This window comes from Achromobacter spanius (assembly GCF_003994415.1).
Taxonomy (GTDB): Bacteria; Pseudomonadota; Gammaproteobacteria; order Burkholderiales; family Burkholderiaceae_B; genus Achromobacter; species Achromobacter spanius_C.
Window position 1 is genome coordinate 2,242,933 of the sequence record NZ_CP034689.1, and the last position, 13,324, is coordinate 2,256,256.

General features: G+C 62.6%; 28 protein-coding genes. 10 read left to right on the top strand and 18 right to left on the bottom strand.

Annotation, left to right across the window (positions count from 1 at the left end):
- Positions 1-16: 16 nt before the first annotated feature.
- The 18 genes from ELS24_RS10350 to ELS24_RS10435 form a co-directional block, all read right to left on the bottom strand.
- Positions 17-937, bottom strand: coding sequence for a hypothetical protein (locus tag ELS24_RS10350; RefSeq protein ID WP_127184042.1), 921 nt, complete (start codon positions 935-937; stop codon positions 17-19).
- A complete protein-coding gene (locus ELS24_RS10355) occupies positions 934-1,179 on the bottom strand; it encodes a hypothetical protein (protein ID WP_127184043.1) in 246 nt (81 codons plus the stop codon). Before ELS24_RS10355 ends, ELS24_RS10350 begins: the two co-directional genes overlap by 4 nt.
- 46 nt (positions 1,180-1,225) lie before the next feature.
- On the bottom strand, positions 1,226-1,867 hold the full coding sequence (locus ELS24_RS10360) for a hypothetical protein (RefSeq protein ID WP_127184044.1): 642 nt from the start codon (positions 1,865-1,867) through the stop codon (positions 1,226-1,228).
- Complete coding sequence (locus tag ELS24_RS10365; RefSeq protein ID WP_127184045.1) at positions 1,867-2,610, bottom strand: hypothetical protein; 744 nt, start codon at positions 2,608-2,610, stop codon at positions 1,867-1,869. Before ELS24_RS10365 ends, ELS24_RS10360 begins: the two co-directional genes overlap by 1 nt.
- A gap of 1 nt (position 2,611) precedes the next feature.
- Positions 2,612-3,043, bottom strand: a complete 432-nt coding sequence (locus ELS24_RS10370; protein ID WP_127184046.1) for a hypothetical protein — start codon at positions 3,041-3,043, stop codon at positions 2,612-2,614.
- Complete coding sequence (locus ELS24_RS10375; protein WP_127184047.1) at positions 3,040-3,399, bottom strand: hypothetical protein; 360 nt, start codon at positions 3,397-3,399, stop codon at positions 3,040-3,042. Before ELS24_RS10375 ends, ELS24_RS10370 begins: the two co-directional genes overlap by 4 nt.
- A gap of 82 nt (positions 3,400-3,481) precedes the next feature.
- Entirely contained in the window at positions 3,482-3,997 is a 516-nt protein-coding gene (locus ELS24_RS10380; RefSeq protein WP_127184048.1) for a hypothetical protein, read from the bottom strand.
- A 33-nt stretch (positions 3,998-4,030) separates the two neighbouring features.
- Complete coding sequence (locus ELS24_RS10385; protein ID WP_127184049.1) at positions 4,031-4,798, bottom strand: lambda exonuclease family protein; 768 nt, start codon at positions 4,796-4,798, stop codon at positions 4,031-4,033.
- Positions 4,785-5,789 (bottom strand): recombinase RecT, encoded by a 1,005-nt coding sequence (locus tag ELS24_RS10390; RefSeq protein ID WP_127184050.1) that lies wholly within the window; start codon positions 5,787-5,789, stop codon positions 4,785-4,787. The genes ELS24_RS10385 and ELS24_RS10390 overlap by 14 nt, the downstream gene beginning before the upstream one ends.
- Positions 5,786-6,238, bottom strand: a complete 453-nt coding sequence (locus ELS24_RS10395; protein ID WP_127184051.1) for a hypothetical protein — start codon at positions 6,236-6,238, stop codon at positions 5,786-5,788. Before ELS24_RS10395 ends, ELS24_RS10390 begins: the two co-directional genes overlap by 4 nt.
- Before the next feature lie 3 nt (positions 6,239-6,241).
- Positions 6,242-6,421: a hypothetical protein gene (locus ELS24_RS10400; protein ID WP_127184052.1), complete on the bottom strand. Its 180-nt coding sequence runs from the start codon at positions 6,419-6,421 to the stop codon at positions 6,242-6,244.
- Positions 6,418-6,714 (bottom strand): hypothetical protein, encoded by a 297-nt coding sequence (locus ELS24_RS10405; protein ID WP_127184053.1) that lies wholly within the window; start codon positions 6,712-6,714, stop codon positions 6,418-6,420. The genes ELS24_RS10400 and ELS24_RS10405 overlap by 4 nt, the downstream gene beginning before the upstream one ends.
- Positions 6,711-7,280 carry a hypothetical protein gene (locus tag ELS24_RS10410; RefSeq protein WP_127184054.1) on the bottom strand — a complete coding sequence of 190 codons (570 nt, stop codon included), beginning with the start codon at positions 7,278-7,280 and terminating at the stop codon, positions 6,711-6,713. Before ELS24_RS10410 ends, ELS24_RS10405 begins: the two co-directional genes overlap by 4 nt.
- A 106-nt stretch (positions 7,281-7,386) precedes the next feature.
- Entirely contained in the window at positions 7,387-7,743 is a 357-nt protein-coding gene (locus ELS24_RS10415; protein ID WP_127184055.1) for a hypothetical protein, read from the bottom strand.
- Positions 7,744-7,747: 4 nt separating this feature from the next.
- On the bottom strand, positions 7,748-8,014 hold the full coding sequence (locus tag ELS24_RS10420) for a hypothetical protein (protein ID WP_127184056.1): 267 nt from the start codon (positions 8,012-8,014) through the stop codon (positions 7,748-7,750).
- A 35-nt stretch (positions 8,015-8,049) separates the two neighbouring features.
- A complete protein-coding gene (locus ELS24_RS10425) occupies positions 8,050-8,250 on the bottom strand; it encodes a hypothetical protein (protein WP_127184057.1) in 201 nt (66 codons plus the stop codon).
- Positions 8,251-8,394: 144 nt separating this feature from the next.
- On the bottom strand, positions 8,395-8,901 hold the full coding sequence (locus tag ELS24_RS10430; protein ID WP_127184058.1) for a hypothetical protein: 507 nt from the start codon (positions 8,899-8,901) through the stop codon (positions 8,395-8,397).
- A 59-nt stretch (positions 8,902-8,960) separates the two neighbouring features.
- A complete protein-coding gene (locus ELS24_RS10435) occupies positions 8,961-9,437 on the bottom strand; it encodes a helix-turn-helix transcriptional regulator (protein WP_127184059.1) in 477 nt (158 codons plus the stop codon).
- On the opposite strand from ELS24_RS10435, the gene ELS24_RS10440 reads away from it, so the two are divergent.
- Genes ELS24_RS10440 through ELS24_RS10480 form a run of 10 tightly spaced genes read left to right on the top strand, consistent with a single transcriptional unit; the run spans position 9,436 to position 13,279 of the window.
- A complete protein-coding gene (locus tag ELS24_RS10440; RefSeq protein WP_127184060.1) occupies positions 9,436-9,711 on the top strand; it encodes a hypothetical protein in 276 nt (91 codons plus the stop codon). The genes ELS24_RS10435 and ELS24_RS10440 overlap by 2 nt on opposite strands.
- 31 nt (positions 9,712-9,742) lie before the next feature.
- Positions 9,743-10,081 (top strand): CII family transcriptional regulator, encoded by a 339-nt coding sequence (locus ELS24_RS10445; protein ID WP_127184061.1) that lies wholly within the window; start codon positions 9,743-9,745, stop codon positions 10,079-10,081.
- A gap of 38 nt (positions 10,082-10,119) precedes the next feature.
- On the top strand, positions 10,120-10,311 hold the full coding sequence (locus ELS24_RS10450; protein ID WP_127184062.1) for a hypothetical protein: 192 nt from the start codon (positions 10,120-10,122) through the stop codon (positions 10,309-10,311).
- 2 nt (positions 10,312-10,313) lie between these two features.
- Positions 10,314-10,718 carry a hypothetical protein gene (locus tag ELS24_RS10455; protein ID WP_127184063.1) on the top strand — a complete coding sequence of 135 codons (405 nt, stop codon included), beginning with the start codon at positions 10,314-10,316 and terminating at the stop codon, positions 10,716-10,718.
- Complete coding sequence (locus ELS24_RS10460) at positions 10,700-11,215, top strand: hypothetical protein (RefSeq protein WP_127184064.1); 516 nt, start codon at positions 10,700-10,702, stop codon at positions 11,213-11,215. Before ELS24_RS10455 ends, ELS24_RS10460 begins: the two co-directional genes overlap by 19 nt.
- Entirely contained in the window at positions 11,212-11,694 is a 483-nt protein-coding gene (locus tag ELS24_RS10465) for a hypothetical protein (RefSeq protein ID WP_127184065.1), read from the top strand. The genes ELS24_RS10460 and ELS24_RS10465 overlap by 4 nt, the downstream gene beginning before the upstream one ends.
- The gene (locus tag ELS24_RS10470) at positions 11,691-12,419 is read left to right on the top strand and encodes a crossover junction endodeoxyribonuclease RuvC (protein WP_240669483.1); all 729 of its coding nucleotides are present in this window, start codon (positions 11,691-11,693) and stop codon (positions 12,417-12,419) included. Before ELS24_RS10465 ends, ELS24_RS10470 begins: the two co-directional genes overlap by 4 nt.
- Positions 12,416-12,799, top strand: coding sequence for a hypothetical protein (locus ELS24_RS10475; protein WP_127184066.1), 384 nt, complete (start codon positions 12,416-12,418; stop codon positions 12,797-12,799). The genes ELS24_RS10470 and ELS24_RS10475 overlap by 4 nt, the downstream gene beginning before the upstream one ends.
- Positions 12,796-12,930, top strand: coding sequence for a hypothetical protein (locus ELS24_RS31515; RefSeq protein WP_275066571.1), 135 nt, complete (start codon positions 12,796-12,798; stop codon positions 12,928-12,930). Before ELS24_RS10475 ends, ELS24_RS31515 begins: the two co-directional genes overlap by 4 nt.
- On the top strand, positions 12,914-13,279 hold the full coding sequence (locus tag ELS24_RS10480; protein WP_127184067.1) for a hypothetical protein: 366 nt from the start codon (positions 12,914-12,916) through the stop codon (positions 13,277-13,279). Before ELS24_RS31515 ends, ELS24_RS10480 begins: the two co-directional genes overlap by 17 nt.
- The last annotated feature ends 45 nt before the right edge of the window (positions 13,280-13,324 follow it).

The window sequence follows — 13,324 nt, forward strand, 5'->3', positions numbered from 1 at the left end:
AATTCTGCTTTACTCGTCATTTCGATCCCCTTGCCAGGACGGCGCGGCCTAAGCTGTCACCAAGCGGGTGCGTTTCGGTGTAGACAACGGTGATGGTGCCGTCCGTGTGTGGTTGCATGATGCAGATGGTCGCGCCTTGATCCGTGGCGCTGACGCCGATGCGCAATTCGGCATCGAATAGCTCGGATGTAGGGGCGCGGTCCACGGGGTTGCGCCAAAGTTGCGCGGCGAGGAACGGATCCTTCGCCAGCCGTTCCACCGAAACGCCTTGAGCCTCTCCGGCTGCAGGGGCGCTATGCGGCCGGGGCTTCGAACTGTTCGGGTACATGGCCCGGTCGAACTGCGCGGCGTGCCATACGGCTTGCCACACGTTGTAGGTCAACCCATCGGCGGCGAACGGACGCAAATCGCTGTCGTAGTAGGCCCGGCAACGTTGTTCGCTGTCGTATGGCTCGGCTACAGGGGCGCTTGCCAGGGCGTCAGGGGCCGCATCGATCAATGCCCGGTAGGCCAAGGTGGATCGCGCCGCGCTTTTTATGTTCGCGTTGAAGGCGTCGTACCACGCTTCCATCATTTTTGGCGTCGGCTTAATCGGCACCAACTTCCAATTTTCCGGCACGGCGCTAGGTGTATTCGCCAGGGCGGCGATTGCTGCGTCGATCCTTCTCAAATGGTACGAGTCACCCCGCCCGATTTCGATGCAGAGCTTCTTGTACTTGCCTAGGAGCGCGGCAGCATCTATCGCCCGCTCATCGCCCGCCGGCACGCCCTCCGCGCGCAGCTTGGACAGCAGGGCGGATTCGATGGCGCGGGCGAAGTCAATCTTGTCGGCGTCGGTTAGCGGATAGGCCGCGCAGGGGTCGCTGACATAGATATCCCAGCGGTGCAATATTTCTTCATCCGTCAGCCCAGGCTGGGCGGCGTTGTTCTCAGTCATGTCCTTTCCTTGGTGGTGGGCTGGGCGTCGTCAGGCGGGAAATCGCCGTAATCGTCCAGCGTGGTTTCGCCGCACGGGTCCAGCGCGCTTAGGTCATCAACCATCACTTCCTCTGAGTGGATGCCGTCAGAGTCGCCTTTGCGGGCGCGGGCGTCCGCTTCTTCCTGGCTAGCGGCGTCGATGTAAAAGACCTGGTGGCCACTCGCGGCGGTGACGCTTGCGGTGTAGAGATACCGTTTCATCACGCCTCTCCCTTCTGCTGGGCAATGGCGGCGGTGTTTGTGTAGGTCATGAGAAAAGATCCTTGTCGATGGGTTGCCCAGCGCTGCGGGCGATGGCCAGCAGCACGTCGCGGAACTCGGGCGGCGTGGCGTTACGGATGCGAGTTTTGTCCTTGCCGCCCACCATGGCCATCATTCCGATGCGTCTGGCCTTCTCGTAGCCGTGCAGCTCAATGGCGCGAGGGTGGATGCGCTGCGGGGAGCGGCCCCACTTCAGCTCTGGTAGATCGGTTCCGCAGGCATAAAGCCATGTCCCTTTGCGTGCCAAGTGCCCGTAGTGGCCTTGCTCGACGTGGCAGGTCCAACCCCCCAGGGCGTCGGCGCGAACCCATCGGCCGGCTTTGGGCGGCTTGCGCAGGCCAAACCACGCCCAGGCGTGCGAATCGGCTGGGTGCTCGATTACGCCGCCGTAATTGCGCACCGCCGTGAGCGCCGCGGCGAAGCAACCGCCGTCTTCACCTAGCCTGAACTGGTGGGGCTTGTTCGGGGCCCCGTGCCAGTACCTACCCCAGCGCTGGCAGGGGGGATGCGCGACGACGGGGAGGGGGCCGGCGTAGGTTCGTGCATCCCGATGCTCGTCCCAGGGCTGCACGCCAGGCACGCCGAAATAGGTCCCGTCCGTCTCGACGAACAAGGCAGCTACCTCCATCACCCATTCCTCTTCTTATGGGACTGGGCCGCCTCGATGGCCTCTCGAACCTGCATATCGAGCGCAGAATTGCCGCCGCTATCCTCATTCAGAAGCGACGGACATTCTCCCCAGACGAGGGCATGCAGGTCCTGCAATGCGACCAGAATCACGTCCTGCGCATCGCCAGCAGCGGGAGCCGGCCGGCACGACTTCACGTAGGCCGCAATGCCCGGAATGTCCTCGAACGCGATGTTGAAGCCGCGACCCTCGCAGGCCTCGCATTCCTCCTTGAACTCCTGCACGTCGGTCTTGCGCTCGGCGACCTGGTGCTTGACGAACACATGGCCGGAGCCGTTGCACTCGTCGCACGCCAGTTCCCAGTCGCGATCCCCCGTCGCTCCGGTGGGTATAGGGTGCGAGGTAGGGGCGGCGCTCTCTTCGTCAGGAAGATCAGATTGCGGCTTCCAGTGTGTCGGCTGAACTTCAACCTCGCGAAGCTCGTAGCGCTTTTCCTGGCCCAAGCAGTAGAACAAGCCAGCCGCATACCATTTCTCGTTGTGGCGGAATCCAGTGCCTACAGACTGATCGCCTTCCGGTCCCCAGCACAGTTCGCAGAAGAGCGGGCGCCCTTCGTTTTCGGGCGCGCTGGCGATAGGCTTCCATTCTGTGTTCATGCTCTCAGGCACCTTTGCCACCTCCACCGGCTCAAGCGGCCCGGGAGCATCCTGGGAAAGGCCATGGGTGATTTCGTATTCGGTCATTTCAGGCTCCTTTGGTCTGCCCCGCCCGGACCAGGGCGACAGCGATGTGTTCGTTGATGAAGAGCCGCGCGACGTCTATGCGCGGCAGGATGTCGTCTATGGCACTGACGGCGACCGTCAGCGATGCAATTTCGTGGTCACGCAACGCAAGCCCGGCCTCACACTTGGCGCCGATCTGGTTCATGGTTCGCGCCGCGCCGTTGATCAACAGGTACTGCTGGAGGAATGCCGGATCGTTCTGCACGGTCAGGCCGATCATGTTCACGATGTTGGCCAGGGCGTCGAAGGCTTCGGCGCTGGGCGCCAGGCGCAGCGCAGCGAAAGCGCCGTGCATGTGCGTGGCGATGCGGTCCCGCATAGCACCCGTCATCGGCAGGCGAGCTATGCTGGGCACGTAGCGCTTGTTGCGGCGGGGCTTGCGGGCGTGGGTCATTGCGCACCCAGCTTGGTCATGGCGGCCTTGACGGACCCCAGGCTACGGCGCAGCGCCTTCCGCTTTTGGATGGCCAGGTGTGCGCCGTAGCAGTGCGGGCATTCCTCGCGCTGCGCTTCGCCGATATCGAGGTAATCAAGCTGTTCCTCGCCCCAGTGGTCCACGATCGTTTCCGGCGTGTACCAGCCATCCAGGTGATTGGTGGCAGGGTCGTTCACGCCCTGTGACTTCATGCGCGGCGGGTTCGGGCCAGGGCAGGCGCTCAACGTCTCCGCGATTTCCTTCTTGCAATCCCTGATCGCGCGCGTCAGGGCGGAATAGTCGCTCACCAGCTTGAGCGCGGTTTCGGGTTTCATGTCGTTCTCTGTGTAGGTGGCCGGCACCGGCAGCGGTTGGGGGTGGCTTGAGGTAGCCCCGCCGCCGCGCCGGCCGAAGGGTTTATTCCAGGGTCAGACCCAAGGTGGCCTGCTTCTCGATGGCGGGCGTGATGCTGATGTCGATTTCGCCGCCCATGACTTCGTACAGGCGCTTCATCTGCTCGCCGCTGGGCGTGGCCTTGATTCGGAAGGTCAGGATCACGCTGCCACCTTCCATTAATTCCGCTGAAAACCCATCGACGTCTACCGTCTCCAGCTCAATGTCCGAGCCAGTGCCGCCCAGGCCGAAGCCGATCACGACACTGGCGCCCACCAGCTTGACTCCCAGGCGCAGGCGTTCGATCAGATCGCCGAAGCGGCGCACGGTCGGGACGTTCTCGCCGTCGATTTGGCCCTGGTGTTCGTCGGCCTTGTAGAGCATGGCGCGCAGCGTCGGGTGGATCATCGACAGGATTTCACTGCCTGCCTGCACCTGGACCTTGAGGTCGCAGGCCGGCACGTTTTCCTCCCCGTGCTTCTCGGGGCGCGGGTTCAGGTGGATCAGCTTGGCGCGGGTCTTTTCGAGTTCGAATGCCATGTCGGCTCCGTAGGTTGTGCTGCTGGGGAAGGGTTAGGCGGCCTTTCGGCGCAGGTGCTGTTCGTAGCCGTCGACGAGGCCCTTGAACTCCATCAGGTCGTCCACGAGCTTTTCGATGTAGTCGTCGTCGCGCTTGAATTCCTGCCACCAAAGCTGACGGCCAACGGGCGCCAGCGCGGGGCAGTACAGGCCGATGTGCCACCACTTGCGGCCGGTGATCCACATGCAGCCCTGCACCTGGTCCATGACCTCGCTGGGGTCGTTGTCGATGTGGAAGGCGCGCAGCTTGGCCGGATCGAGGAAGCACTTGTATTCGCTGCCGCCGTCTTCTTCGATGAGGCCGTCAGCGCTGGCGCCGAAGATGCGGTCATCGGTCAGCACGAAACCAGCGCGCTCCACAAACAGGCCTGTTTGAGCTTCGTGCTCCATCCGGGCTTCGGGCTCCAGTTCGTTGCCGCGGCGCATGGCCCAGTTCTGAAAGCCTTCGTCCAGCGCCTGGCCGGAAATCCGCTCAACCGCCAGACGGAAGGCGTAGTTCTTGGCCTCGTCGGAAAAGTCGCCCACCGGCTTGCCGGCCAGTGCCAGGGCGATGGCTTCTGCGCGCGGCGCGGTCTTGTACCCCGCCTTGGCCATCGCTTCCCTTTCGTCCATGCCGGCCTTGCGGTAGGCCACATACAGGCTCTGCCGCTCGTCCAGCACGTTGACCTTCTTGCGGGCCGTGGAAAACATGCTGGCGGTGATAGCGCCGGCCCGAGCGGCGTGCCAGTCGTCGCTGCCCTGTTCGCAATTAACGATCAGCATCTGCGGCTCCTTGGTCATCACGGCCGAAGCCGTCGTCAGCGTCAGACGTGCGGTGCGGCTGCTCGTCGATGGTGTTGCCGTCGTCCGGCGGGGTTTCGGTGGGCACCGCTTCGCCGCGCAGCACAGAACCGCGCGCCGCCACGGCAGTCTTGAAGGCGTTGTAGGTGTTCATGTCCTTGGTGGCGCGAACCTCGCCCAGGCCGTCTTTCCAGACCTTGGCAAGTTCGTCGGCATCTCGCGCGGCTTCGACCTTCTTGCGCAGGCGCGGCAGCAGGTCGGGGTCAACGGTGGGGGTATTGCTGTCGCTGAAGTTGATCCCCTCTCCGCCGTCGGTGTTCAGGTGGTGGATGGCTTGGTCCAGGCGCTCAGTCTTGGGCCAATATTTGTAGGCCTGCTTCACAACCGTCTTCTTCACCATTTCGCCTTCATCGGTCTTCCACGGACCCTTATTTCCAGCCTTCCAGGCCTCGGAGCGGTCGCGTATGGCGTACACGTCGGCGATGCTCATGGTGTGCGTCAGGTAGTCGCCGTCGGCAGTCTTGACCACCACATAAACGCCGATGAGCGCGCCGCGCTGCGTCGAAAACGGATTGAATGTGTGCGTCGGCGGTGCGTCGTACCCGTTCAGGGCAAAGCCGTCGTTCTCGTGTACCAGCGCGGCCTGTGCCCACTTGATGGACCCAGTGGATACAGCGAGGTCGATCAGGCCCATGTAGCTGATTTCGAGGTAGATCTTGTTCTTGCGCGGCACCAGGTAGGCCTGCTTCTTTGCAGGGTTCAGGCTGATGCCAATGGCCGCCACGTTGTTCACGGCGTTGACCACCGCCTGGCGGTCGTTCATTGCCGCCTTCAGCGTGTATTCGTTGTTCTGCAAGACCTGGATGGCGAACCCGGCTTCCTTTTCGAAGCTGATGTTCTGGTCGGTCAGCACAGCCGCAAACGACTCGCGCGTGCTGTAGATGTCTTGGGTGATGACTGCGAGGTTGTTCATGCTTCCACCGTCGACGGCGCGGTCAGCTTCGAAACGATGACGTCGCCAATCAGGCCATCCAGGCGCCCGCGCAGGTCGTCGCCGTCGAGATCCGCGATGATCGACAGCACGCGCTCAGCCATGACCGGCTTGGCCGCTTCAATGGCTTCTTGCAGGTAGGTCCAGCCCTTGCTGGCCTCGCGGTCCCAGGCGTCAGGGCGGCGAAATACGGTGTAGTCGGACAGCTTGTTGATGACCTCGACCGCCTTCGTGCGCACGACTTCGGCCATGTTGCCGTCGAAAGCCGCATCGACTTCCTTCTGGACCAGCTCATATGCGGCATTGCTCAGGATGCGCTCGAAGTCGGCGGCAGAGCGGCGCGCGCAAGCCGCGCGGAACTCGTCGCGGGCGATCTGGCGCTTTTCTTCGTCCGACAGGTAGTCGTCGATGTTGATGGTGATGTCGGTCATGATTCAGTCCTTTGCGGCGTATGCGGTCTTGCTGCCGCCGTCCTGGGTGGTGAGGGTGGGGGATTGGGCTTGCTCGTCGCGCTGCTGGCGGTCGCCGTAGCCAAAGATCACGGCGGTCAGCACGGCGGCGACGATGAATGCGGACAAGCGGGCGTCTCGGTCGCGCAGGAGGCGGCGGATCATTGGGCACCTCGCTCGTCGCGCAGCATGTCGGCGTGGTCGCATTCGGCGCGCTCTCGCTCGTACCGCAGTTGGAGCCAGCAGGCATCCACTATGTCGGCGGCGTGGTAATCGCCATCGAATTCGTAGCTGTCGGTACCGATCACGATGACGATGTGTTCGACGGTGATGCTATGGGCCACACCGACCGATGGATCAGCCTTGTGGTACTCGAACTCGATCGAGATCAAACCTTCCACCGTGCAGCCACCGGGGCCGGTGAACTCGGCTACTTGATTGAAACGGTGTCCGCTCATGCTTCACCTCGCGCGGCCAGCAGGCGGGCGCGGATTTTGTCCGCGTCTTCCTTGTCCGTGATGACGAACTGGTGCTTGGCGGCCTCGGCCTTCCAGTACTGTTCAACCTTCAGGCCGGGCTGCACCATGCGGTCGTACGCGTAGTTGCCGGTGATCCGGGCGATTTCCGGGCGCTGGATGAAGATGTCCCACTTCGCCACCAAGAACGGGCCTTTGCCGTTGGCAATCGCATCGCTGACCAGCGAGGGCTGCGGGGCGAGCGTCCATTCGGTGCGCGGCGACGGCTCAAACGTCTGCTTGCCGGCCTCTTCCCAGCCTTCCAGCACCGTGCCATCCGAATTGCCGTCGCGGACGATGAAGGCGAATTCACGATCGCCAAAAGTCAGGACGCCTTCGGCGCGCACATTGATGGCGTCGATGCGGTCCCGGCTCAGGATGCTGACGTGCTGCGGGTGGTAGTCGTCACCGCATTGCGCGGTTTCGCAGATCATTTGCATCACGTCGTCGCGATCCTCGGCGGGAATGTCTCGTTCGAACGCCGCGTCTACGGTCAGAACTTCGCTCATGCTTCGCTCCACGGATCAAAGCGGACGTACAGGCGCGAGAAGAAGTCGCCCACACGGCCCAAGGGGTAAGCGGCGATCAGGCCGCACAGGATGAAGAGAGGCAGGCTCACCACGCCTCCCGCTGGAACGTCACGCGCAGGCGCATTTCGGGGTCTTCGATACCCGAAGCCAGCGTTTCCACGTAGTGGGTGCTGGCCCCGCGCAGAAACTTGGCGAACAGTTCGCCGATCCGGCCGTGCGTCTCACCACTGGCAAAGGCCTGCACCGCATCCTTGTAGGCCGCGACCAATTCGATATTGCCGATGCTGTCCTGATAGATGGCGTTCGGAAGGTCTTCGGAACTTGGGCCGCTGGCGTACTGGAAGACCACATCCTTGCCATCGCGCAGCGCCAGGCGCATGTCCCATTCCAGATCCGAGCGCAGTTCCTGCTCGGGCGTCATCTTGCGTTGAGGGTTGGCCATGGCATCAGTTCCGCGCGTCGCCAGCAGCAACCTGGTGCGCAACCTGCGCCGCCAGATTCCCGTAGTGCGTGGCCGGATCGTCGGCAGTCTTGATCGTCGCGATGTCGACGACGGCCGTGCGGACCTCTTCCTGCCACAGGTACGAAGGCGTGTCTTCGTACTTGGCCAGCACGCGGGCGTCAGCTTCCGATTCCGCGTGGACCGTGACGGTCTGCTCACTGATGCGGGTCTCGGTCCGGCGCATCACGACTTGGTAAGGCTTGCGGTTCATGGTGGTCTCCTAGCCCCTACCGGGGCGGGTGGGGGTTAGGCGGGGAAGGCGGGGCGCAGGTCACGCGGGCGATACGCCTTGGACTGGCCGCAGTAGGCACGGCGAGCGTAGAGCAGTGCGCCTTCGGCATTCCAGCCATCAGCGCGCAACGACAGATACACGTTTGCGCTGAAGGCGTGGCCGCGAGATTCCGCCAGACGGTAGACGCGGCGGCAGAGTTTCAGGCTTGCGGACATCTGGTTCTCCCTGGTTGCTCACGGGTTGTGAGTGCATGGGAGAAAGATTACCCGTAGGTAATTATTACTTCAATACCTATGGGTAATCTTTTTTGTAACAGACGAAAAAAATCCGCCCGGAGGCGGAAGGGTGAGGCGAGTGTCCTATTTTTTTCTTATCGACTCACGAATGGTTGTCTGAATCGAGTCCGCCACGCGCTTATCGGTGAACGTCTTTATGCACTTAAGTGCCGAGAACCGTTCTTGGGCGAATGTAGCCATCGCTTGGATCTGTTCAGGCCCGACTTTTTCGACCTGTTTTCCCTGCCGAGCTCTTAAGCTGGCAAGAAATTCCCCATGTCCAAACGCAATCAGGCTCCGCACGTCGGCGGTCTGCATTCCAGCGTCTGTCATTACATCAATCTGCCCCAAAAGAAACGTATGCGCTTCTTCGTCATTTTGCGTCGCGCCGAGTGAGGATGCATACAGGCAGGCGGGGTACTGAATAGGCAAAAGCAAATGCAGGCGCGTGTCGACCGGTAACCCTGAAAGTACCGGGGCGCGTGCTTTCGCTCGCTCAATGATCGGTTGAAGGCTTTGCGAAACAGGCTGATCCGCGTGGGCAGTGCCCAGGACTGTTGCAGCCATCAAAAATGCAAGCAGATTTCTCATTACGGAAAGATCACCTAATAAATTTGCCACAGGACCATACAAGGGTAACTTGCCGCGGGTCAGGCGGCCTTTTCGTCTCCGGGGCTTTTTACACTCGGGATGTCCTCATACGCGGCTACTTGGCGCGCTACCCACTGCTCTATGCCTCGGCGTTGTTCCGGGGTAAGTGCTTCGAAAGAAGCGCGATCAACTGAACTGAACGGCCAAGCGCCAAGAGCATCGAGGCCATCAAACCAGTATGGCGGCAGTTCGAGTGAGACCTCGAATTCGCGCGCCATTTCTTCGCCGAGTTTCTTTGATCCATTGAGGACGCGCGAAACGTAGTTCGCGGGCTTGCCAACGGCCGCCGCGATAGCAGCTTGCTTTCCCCCGAAACGGCTTTCCATGAGGCTGCGAAAGCGCTCAAGCCGCTGGGCATAAATGTCATCCATCTTCATGGGCACGAGTGTTGCCTGCTGCGCTCCCGTGGGTAAACCACCCGCAGGTAAAGATTTCTCTTGCGTTTCATGATTACCTACAGGTAAAGTTTTACGCATGAGCACAGATCCCCATACCCACACCCGCGTCCCCGTCGAGCCGCTTCTCCAGTGGCTGCGGGAAACCCCAAAAGCTGAAGCGCAAGCGCGCTGCGCCCAGCGCGGCACGTCGATCGGCTACCTGCGACAGATCGCCTACGGCTACAAGCTGGCCGGTCTGAACGGTGCCGATATCGAGCTGATTACCGATGGCCGTTGCCGTCGCCAAGACTTGCGGCCCGACGATTTCGCCCGAATCTGGCCGGAATTGGCGCCAGCGCAGGAAGCAGCATGAAGGCGCCGCGAGAAAGTAGAGGGGGTGGGTGATGTCCATTCCTGAATCTTCCGCCGCCGTATCCGCACGCGCACGCAGGATCGAACAGATCATCCTGCAACGCCTTGCGAGCGTGGGACACGCGCATGCAGCCGCATGCGTAGGGCTCGATGAGTCTGCGATCAGCCGGTGGAAGGACAAGAAGACAGACGGCCGGCCGGGCGAGATTGAGCGCATGGCGCTGTTCCTCGCGTCGCTGAGCCTGAAGGCGACCCCCCAGGAATACAAGTGCTACGACGAGGCGACATTGGCCGCGATGCTGACCTTTGCAAAGCAGCGCATGGACCAAATCCAGGGCGTCGGGCACCTCGCTTTTGAGGACGACGAGTGATGGGAAGCGCAACCCGACGCAGGACCGGCCCTGTCTGCTTGCTTGCCGTGCAGCTCTGCAAGAACCCCGATTTCCTGGCCTTTTGCAGCGCCCGCAGCGCTGACGAAGCCGCCGACTACATCCGCCGCGTGTGCCGTGTTGGGTCGCGCGCCGAGCTTGATCACAACCCAGATGCGGCCAACGCGTTCCATGAACTGGTGCGCAAGCCTTTCGCTTACAGGAGGGCGTGATCGTGGCCCGAATCCGTACCGTAAAACCCGAGTTCTGGACCAGCGAACAGGTCATGAACTGCTCGCCGACTGCTCGCCTCCTGTTCATTGGGCTGTGGAACTTCTGCGACGACGCCGGCAATCACGTTGCAAGCCCGAAGACCATCAAGGCCAATGTGTTCCCCGGAGACGATATTTCGTCGGCAGATGTTCAGCGACTACTCGACGAGCTATCGTCGAATGAGCTAATCGCCTATTACTCCCATGAAAACAAGGACTTCCTGCACGTAACTGGCTGGCATCACCAGAAGATCGACAAGCCGACGTACAAGCATCCGGCCTTTTCCACAGAGAAATTGACACCCCCTCGTCGAACGCTCGCCGACTCCTCACCCCGGAAGGGAATGGAATGGAAGGGAATGGAATAGGAAGGGAAGATATCTCTCCAACACTGTCTCAAGAGCAAACAGCGCACGAGAGCGATTTTCCGGCTGAAGCTGGATACCTGCCCAACCCAACGCCCTACGGCCTGCTGGCCAAGCTGCTGCGCAGCAAGGGCATCGACGTCGCACCAGGCCGCCCGGACTTCCGGGAATGGGTCGAAAAAGGCCTGACCGAGGACGAAGCGCTGGCCGCCGTCGAAGCCGCCCGTCAGTCCAAGCCCGCCCCGGAGCCGATCCCCTGGCCGTACCTGGTCAAGGTCCTGACGACCATGCGCACCGCCGCCGACAACGTGCCGGACAAGCCGAAGCCGGGCGCCGCCCCGAAGCAGGACCAGGACCGCTGGTGGATGTCGAACGGCGGCATCGATCGCAAAGGCCGTGAAATCGGACTCTTCGCCCGTGGTGGCGAGGACTATCCGGCGTTCAAAGACCGCATCTTCGAAGCCCTGCGCCAACGCGGCGCACAGGAGCAAGCCGCATGAGCTACGCCAACGATGCCGCCCTCGTCTCGGGTCAAGCGCCAGGACATAACCCCCGCTTGTGCTGCGTCCGAGGCTGCATGCTGCCCGGATCCATCGCGGATAGCACCACGGGGTCATGCGACTGGTTTTGCCACCTGCACCACGGCGTGCCATACGCCGAGCAGGCGGGAATCACCACCCGGATGCACAACCGGCGCAACCTGTTCATCCTCGCCGGACGGCTGAAAAACGCCTACCCCGGCCAGCCCGTGCCGCAGGACGTGCTTGCGTGGCTGCGCCGGCACGACCGCAACGACTTCGCCGACGCCTACGTCAATTCAAAACGCAAGACTGCCCAATCCCTGGGCGACGCCATGCTGCGCACGCTGGTCGCCGAATGCGCCACGTCGCAGAACCGCCTTACCGACCCTGACCAAAAATCCAAGGCCGCCCGCGAAAGCTGGCACAAGGCCGTTGACCTCGTGGGTGACCTCGCATGAACGACACCATCCTTTCCATGCCCGAGCTGGAGGCGTATGAGCCCTTTGCGGGCACTGCGCACTCGCCGTCTGTCGCGCGCGCGCACGTTTCGCGCCGCACCGTGACGCCGTGCATAACCTGCGCCATGCGTGGGCTGCGCGAGGATTGCCTCTCGTGTGCATTCTTCGAAGCTGACGCCCAGGTGCGCCGGGAAGCTCCACCCCTGGGCCTGGATTCTGGCCAAGCCGGCCTGTTCGCCCCTGAGACGCCCGCGCCGGCGATCAACATCGGCATCCTGGCGCTGGACCTGGGCACGAAGACGGGCTACGCGGTGCGCAAGCGTGACGGCAAGGTGGTGCACGGCACGCAGAGCTTTGCGCCGCGCAAGTCTTGGACGGATGGCCAGCGCTGGCTGCGGTTTCAGTCCTGGCTTGGCCAGCTGCTGGACCTTCACCAGGTGGGCCGTATCGCCTACGAACACGTCAGCTTTCACGCCGGCGTCCGCGATGCGCACTGCTACGGCGCTTTCCGCGCCCTCGTGGAAATGGCCGCCGACCGCCGCAACATCGAGCTGGTGGGCACGAACGTCCAGACCGTGAAAAAGCACTGGACGGGGAAGGGCGGGGCGGACAAGGCCACGATGATCGCGCAGGCGCGCGCCAGGGGGTTCCGTCCGGAGACGGACAACGATGCGGATGCATTGGCCGTGCTGGATTGGGCGGTCGCACAGGAGCGTGCAGCATGATTCAACGACTGAAACTGGCCTTGAAGGCCGCCGCCTACATCCTGCGCCATGGCGCCGCTGGTGCTGATGCGCCGGCAATGACCGTCTTTCGAGTCCGCGCAGAGGGCGGGGCGTGGTCGTCCTGGTCCAGCGATCCGCGTACCGTCCATGCGGCAATTGATGCCGGGGCACAGCACGAGTACCGCGAGTTGTTCGTGCTGCCGCCGCGTGGGGTGATTCCTGTTGTCGGCCGCGTGATTGATGGCGGTGTGCGGCTGAACCAGCATGGCAAGAAACTGCCGTCAGGAACCGCGCTATTCGGCACGCCTTACCCCGCGACCCGCGAGGAGAAGGAGACGCACGATTTCATGGAATCCAAAGTTCGGGGGAAGTCAGCATGAACGGCTGGTGGATCGTCCTTGGCGGCCTGGGCTTTCTGGCGGCATGCGTGTGCCTCGCCATGTGGGGGCTGAAATCGGCATACCGGCGCGAAGCCGAAGAACACGGAGATAAAGATGGCCCGAACCCCTGACGAAAACATCATCGCCCGCAAGGCGCGCAACGAATGTGCCCGAAAGCTGCGCCGCCTGGGCTACCGCTTCGCCAAGGAAGCCGCAACCGAAGCCGAAATCGTCGCGGCCATCCACCGGAACACGGCCTGGCCACGGCCTGATCGCGGCGACGCCATCAGCTACCTGCAACGGTTCGCCAGCATGCCCGACGGTGTGCCCGCACCCAGCCGCCAGCACGACGCCCTGCACGCGCCGGTCTACACGCCGGACCGCTGGATCCGCGCTGCTGCCGCCCGTGCAGCCCAGGCCCAGCGGCCCCTGGTCCACGCCGTCAGCCGCGTCGAGAACCGGGGAGGGACCGAACCATGACGCCCATCACGCCCGCGCCGCCCATCGATTGGAACCGCGTGTTTC

Excerpts from the sequence above, each read along its gene's own strand:
- ELS24_RS10350 (WP_127184042.1), bottom strand. The coding sequence starts at position 937 with ATGACTGAGAACAACGCCGCCCAGCCTGGGCTGACGGATGAAGAAATA.
- ELS24_RS10355 (WP_127184043.1), bottom strand. The coding sequence starts at position 1,179 with ATGAAACGGTATCTCTACACCGCAAGCGTCACCGCCGCGAGTGGCCAC.
- ELS24_RS10360 (WP_127184044.1), bottom strand. The coding sequence starts at position 1,867 with ATGGAGGTAGCTGCCTTGTTCGTCGAGACGGACGGGACCTATTTCGGC.
- ELS24_RS10365 (WP_127184045.1), bottom strand. The coding sequence starts at position 2,610 with ATGACCGAATACGAAATCACCCATGGCCTTTCCCAGGATGCTCCCGGG.
- ELS24_RS10370 (WP_127184046.1), bottom strand. The coding sequence starts at position 3,043 with ATGACCCACGCCCGCAAGCCCCGCCGCAACAAGCGCTACGTGCCCAGC.
- ELS24_RS10375 (WP_127184047.1), bottom strand. The coding sequence starts at position 3,399 with ATGAAACCCGAAACCGCGCTCAAGCTGGTGAGCGACTATTCCGCCCTG.
- ELS24_RS10380 (WP_127184048.1), bottom strand. The coding sequence starts at position 3,997 with ATGGCATTCGAACTCGAAAAGACCCGCGCCAAGCTGATCCACCTGAAC.
- ELS24_RS10385 (WP_127184049.1), bottom strand. The coding sequence starts at position 4,798 with ATGCTGATCGTTAATTGCGAACAGGGCAGCGACGACTGGCACGCCGCT.
- ELS24_RS10390 (WP_127184050.1), bottom strand. The coding sequence starts at position 5,789 with ATGAACAACCTCGCAGTCATCACCCAAGACATCTACAGCACGCGCGAG.
- ELS24_RS10395 (WP_127184051.1), bottom strand. The coding sequence starts at position 6,238 with ATGACCGACATCACCATCAACATCGACGACTACCTGTCGGACGAAGAA.
- ELS24_RS10400 (WP_127184052.1), bottom strand. The coding sequence starts at position 6,421 with ATGATCCGCCGCCTCCTGCGCGACCGAGACGCCCGCTTGTCCGCATTC.
- ELS24_RS10405 (WP_127184053.1), bottom strand. The coding sequence starts at position 6,714 with ATGAGCGGACACCGTTTCAATCAAGTAGCCGAGTTCACCGGCCCCGGT.
- ELS24_RS10410 (WP_127184054.1), bottom strand. The coding sequence starts at position 7,280 with ATGAGCGAAGTTCTGACCGTAGACGCGGCGTTCGAACGAGACATTCCC.
- ELS24_RS10415 (WP_127184055.1), bottom strand. The coding sequence starts at position 7,743 with ATGGCCAACCCTCAACGCAAGATGACGCCCGAGCAGGAACTGCGCTCG.
- ELS24_RS10420 (WP_127184056.1), bottom strand. The coding sequence starts at position 8,014 with ATGAACCGCAAGCCTTACCAAGTCGTGATGCGCCGGACCGAGACCCGC.
- ELS24_RS10425 (WP_127184057.1), bottom strand. The coding sequence starts at position 8,250 with ATGTCCGCAAGCCTGAAACTCTGCCGCCGCGTCTACCGTCTGGCGGAA.
- ELS24_RS10430 (WP_127184058.1), bottom strand. The coding sequence starts at position 8,901 with ATGAGAAATCTGCTTGCATTTTTGATGGCTGCAACAGTCCTGGGCACT.
- ELS24_RS10440 (WP_127184060.1), top strand. The coding sequence starts at position 9,436 with ATGAGCACAGATCCCCATACCCACACCCGCGTCCCCGTCGAGCCGCTT.
- ELS24_RS10435 (WP_127184059.1), bottom strand. The coding sequence starts at position 9,437 with ATGCGTAAAACTTTACCTGTAGGTAATCATGAAACGCAAGAGAAATCT.
- ELS24_RS10445 (WP_127184061.1), top strand. The coding sequence starts at position 9,743 with ATGTCCATTCCTGAATCTTCCGCCGCCGTATCCGCACGCGCACGCAGG.
- ELS24_RS10460 (WP_127184064.1), top strand. The coding sequence starts at position 10,700 with ATGGAAGGGAATGGAATAGGAAGGGAAGATATCTCTCCAACACTGTCT.
- ELS24_RS10465 (WP_127184065.1), top strand. The coding sequence starts at position 11,212 with ATGAGCTACGCCAACGATGCCGCCCTCGTCTCGGGTCAAGCGCCAGGA.
- ELS24_RS10470 (WP_240669483.1), top strand. The coding sequence starts at position 11,691 with ATGAACGACACCATCCTTTCCATGCCCGAGCTGGAGGCGTATGAGCCC.
- ELS24_RS10475 (WP_127184066.1), top strand. The coding sequence starts at position 12,416 with ATGATTCAACGACTGAAACTGGCCTTGAAGGCCGCCGCCTACATCCTG.
- ELS24_RS31515 (WP_275066571.1), top strand. The coding sequence starts at position 12,796 with ATGAACGGCTGGTGGATCGTCCTTGGCGGCCTGGGCTTTCTGGCGGCA.
- ELS24_RS10480 (WP_127184067.1), top strand. The coding sequence starts at position 12,914 with ATGGCCCGAACCCCTGACGAAAACATCATCGCCCGCAAGGCGCGCAAC.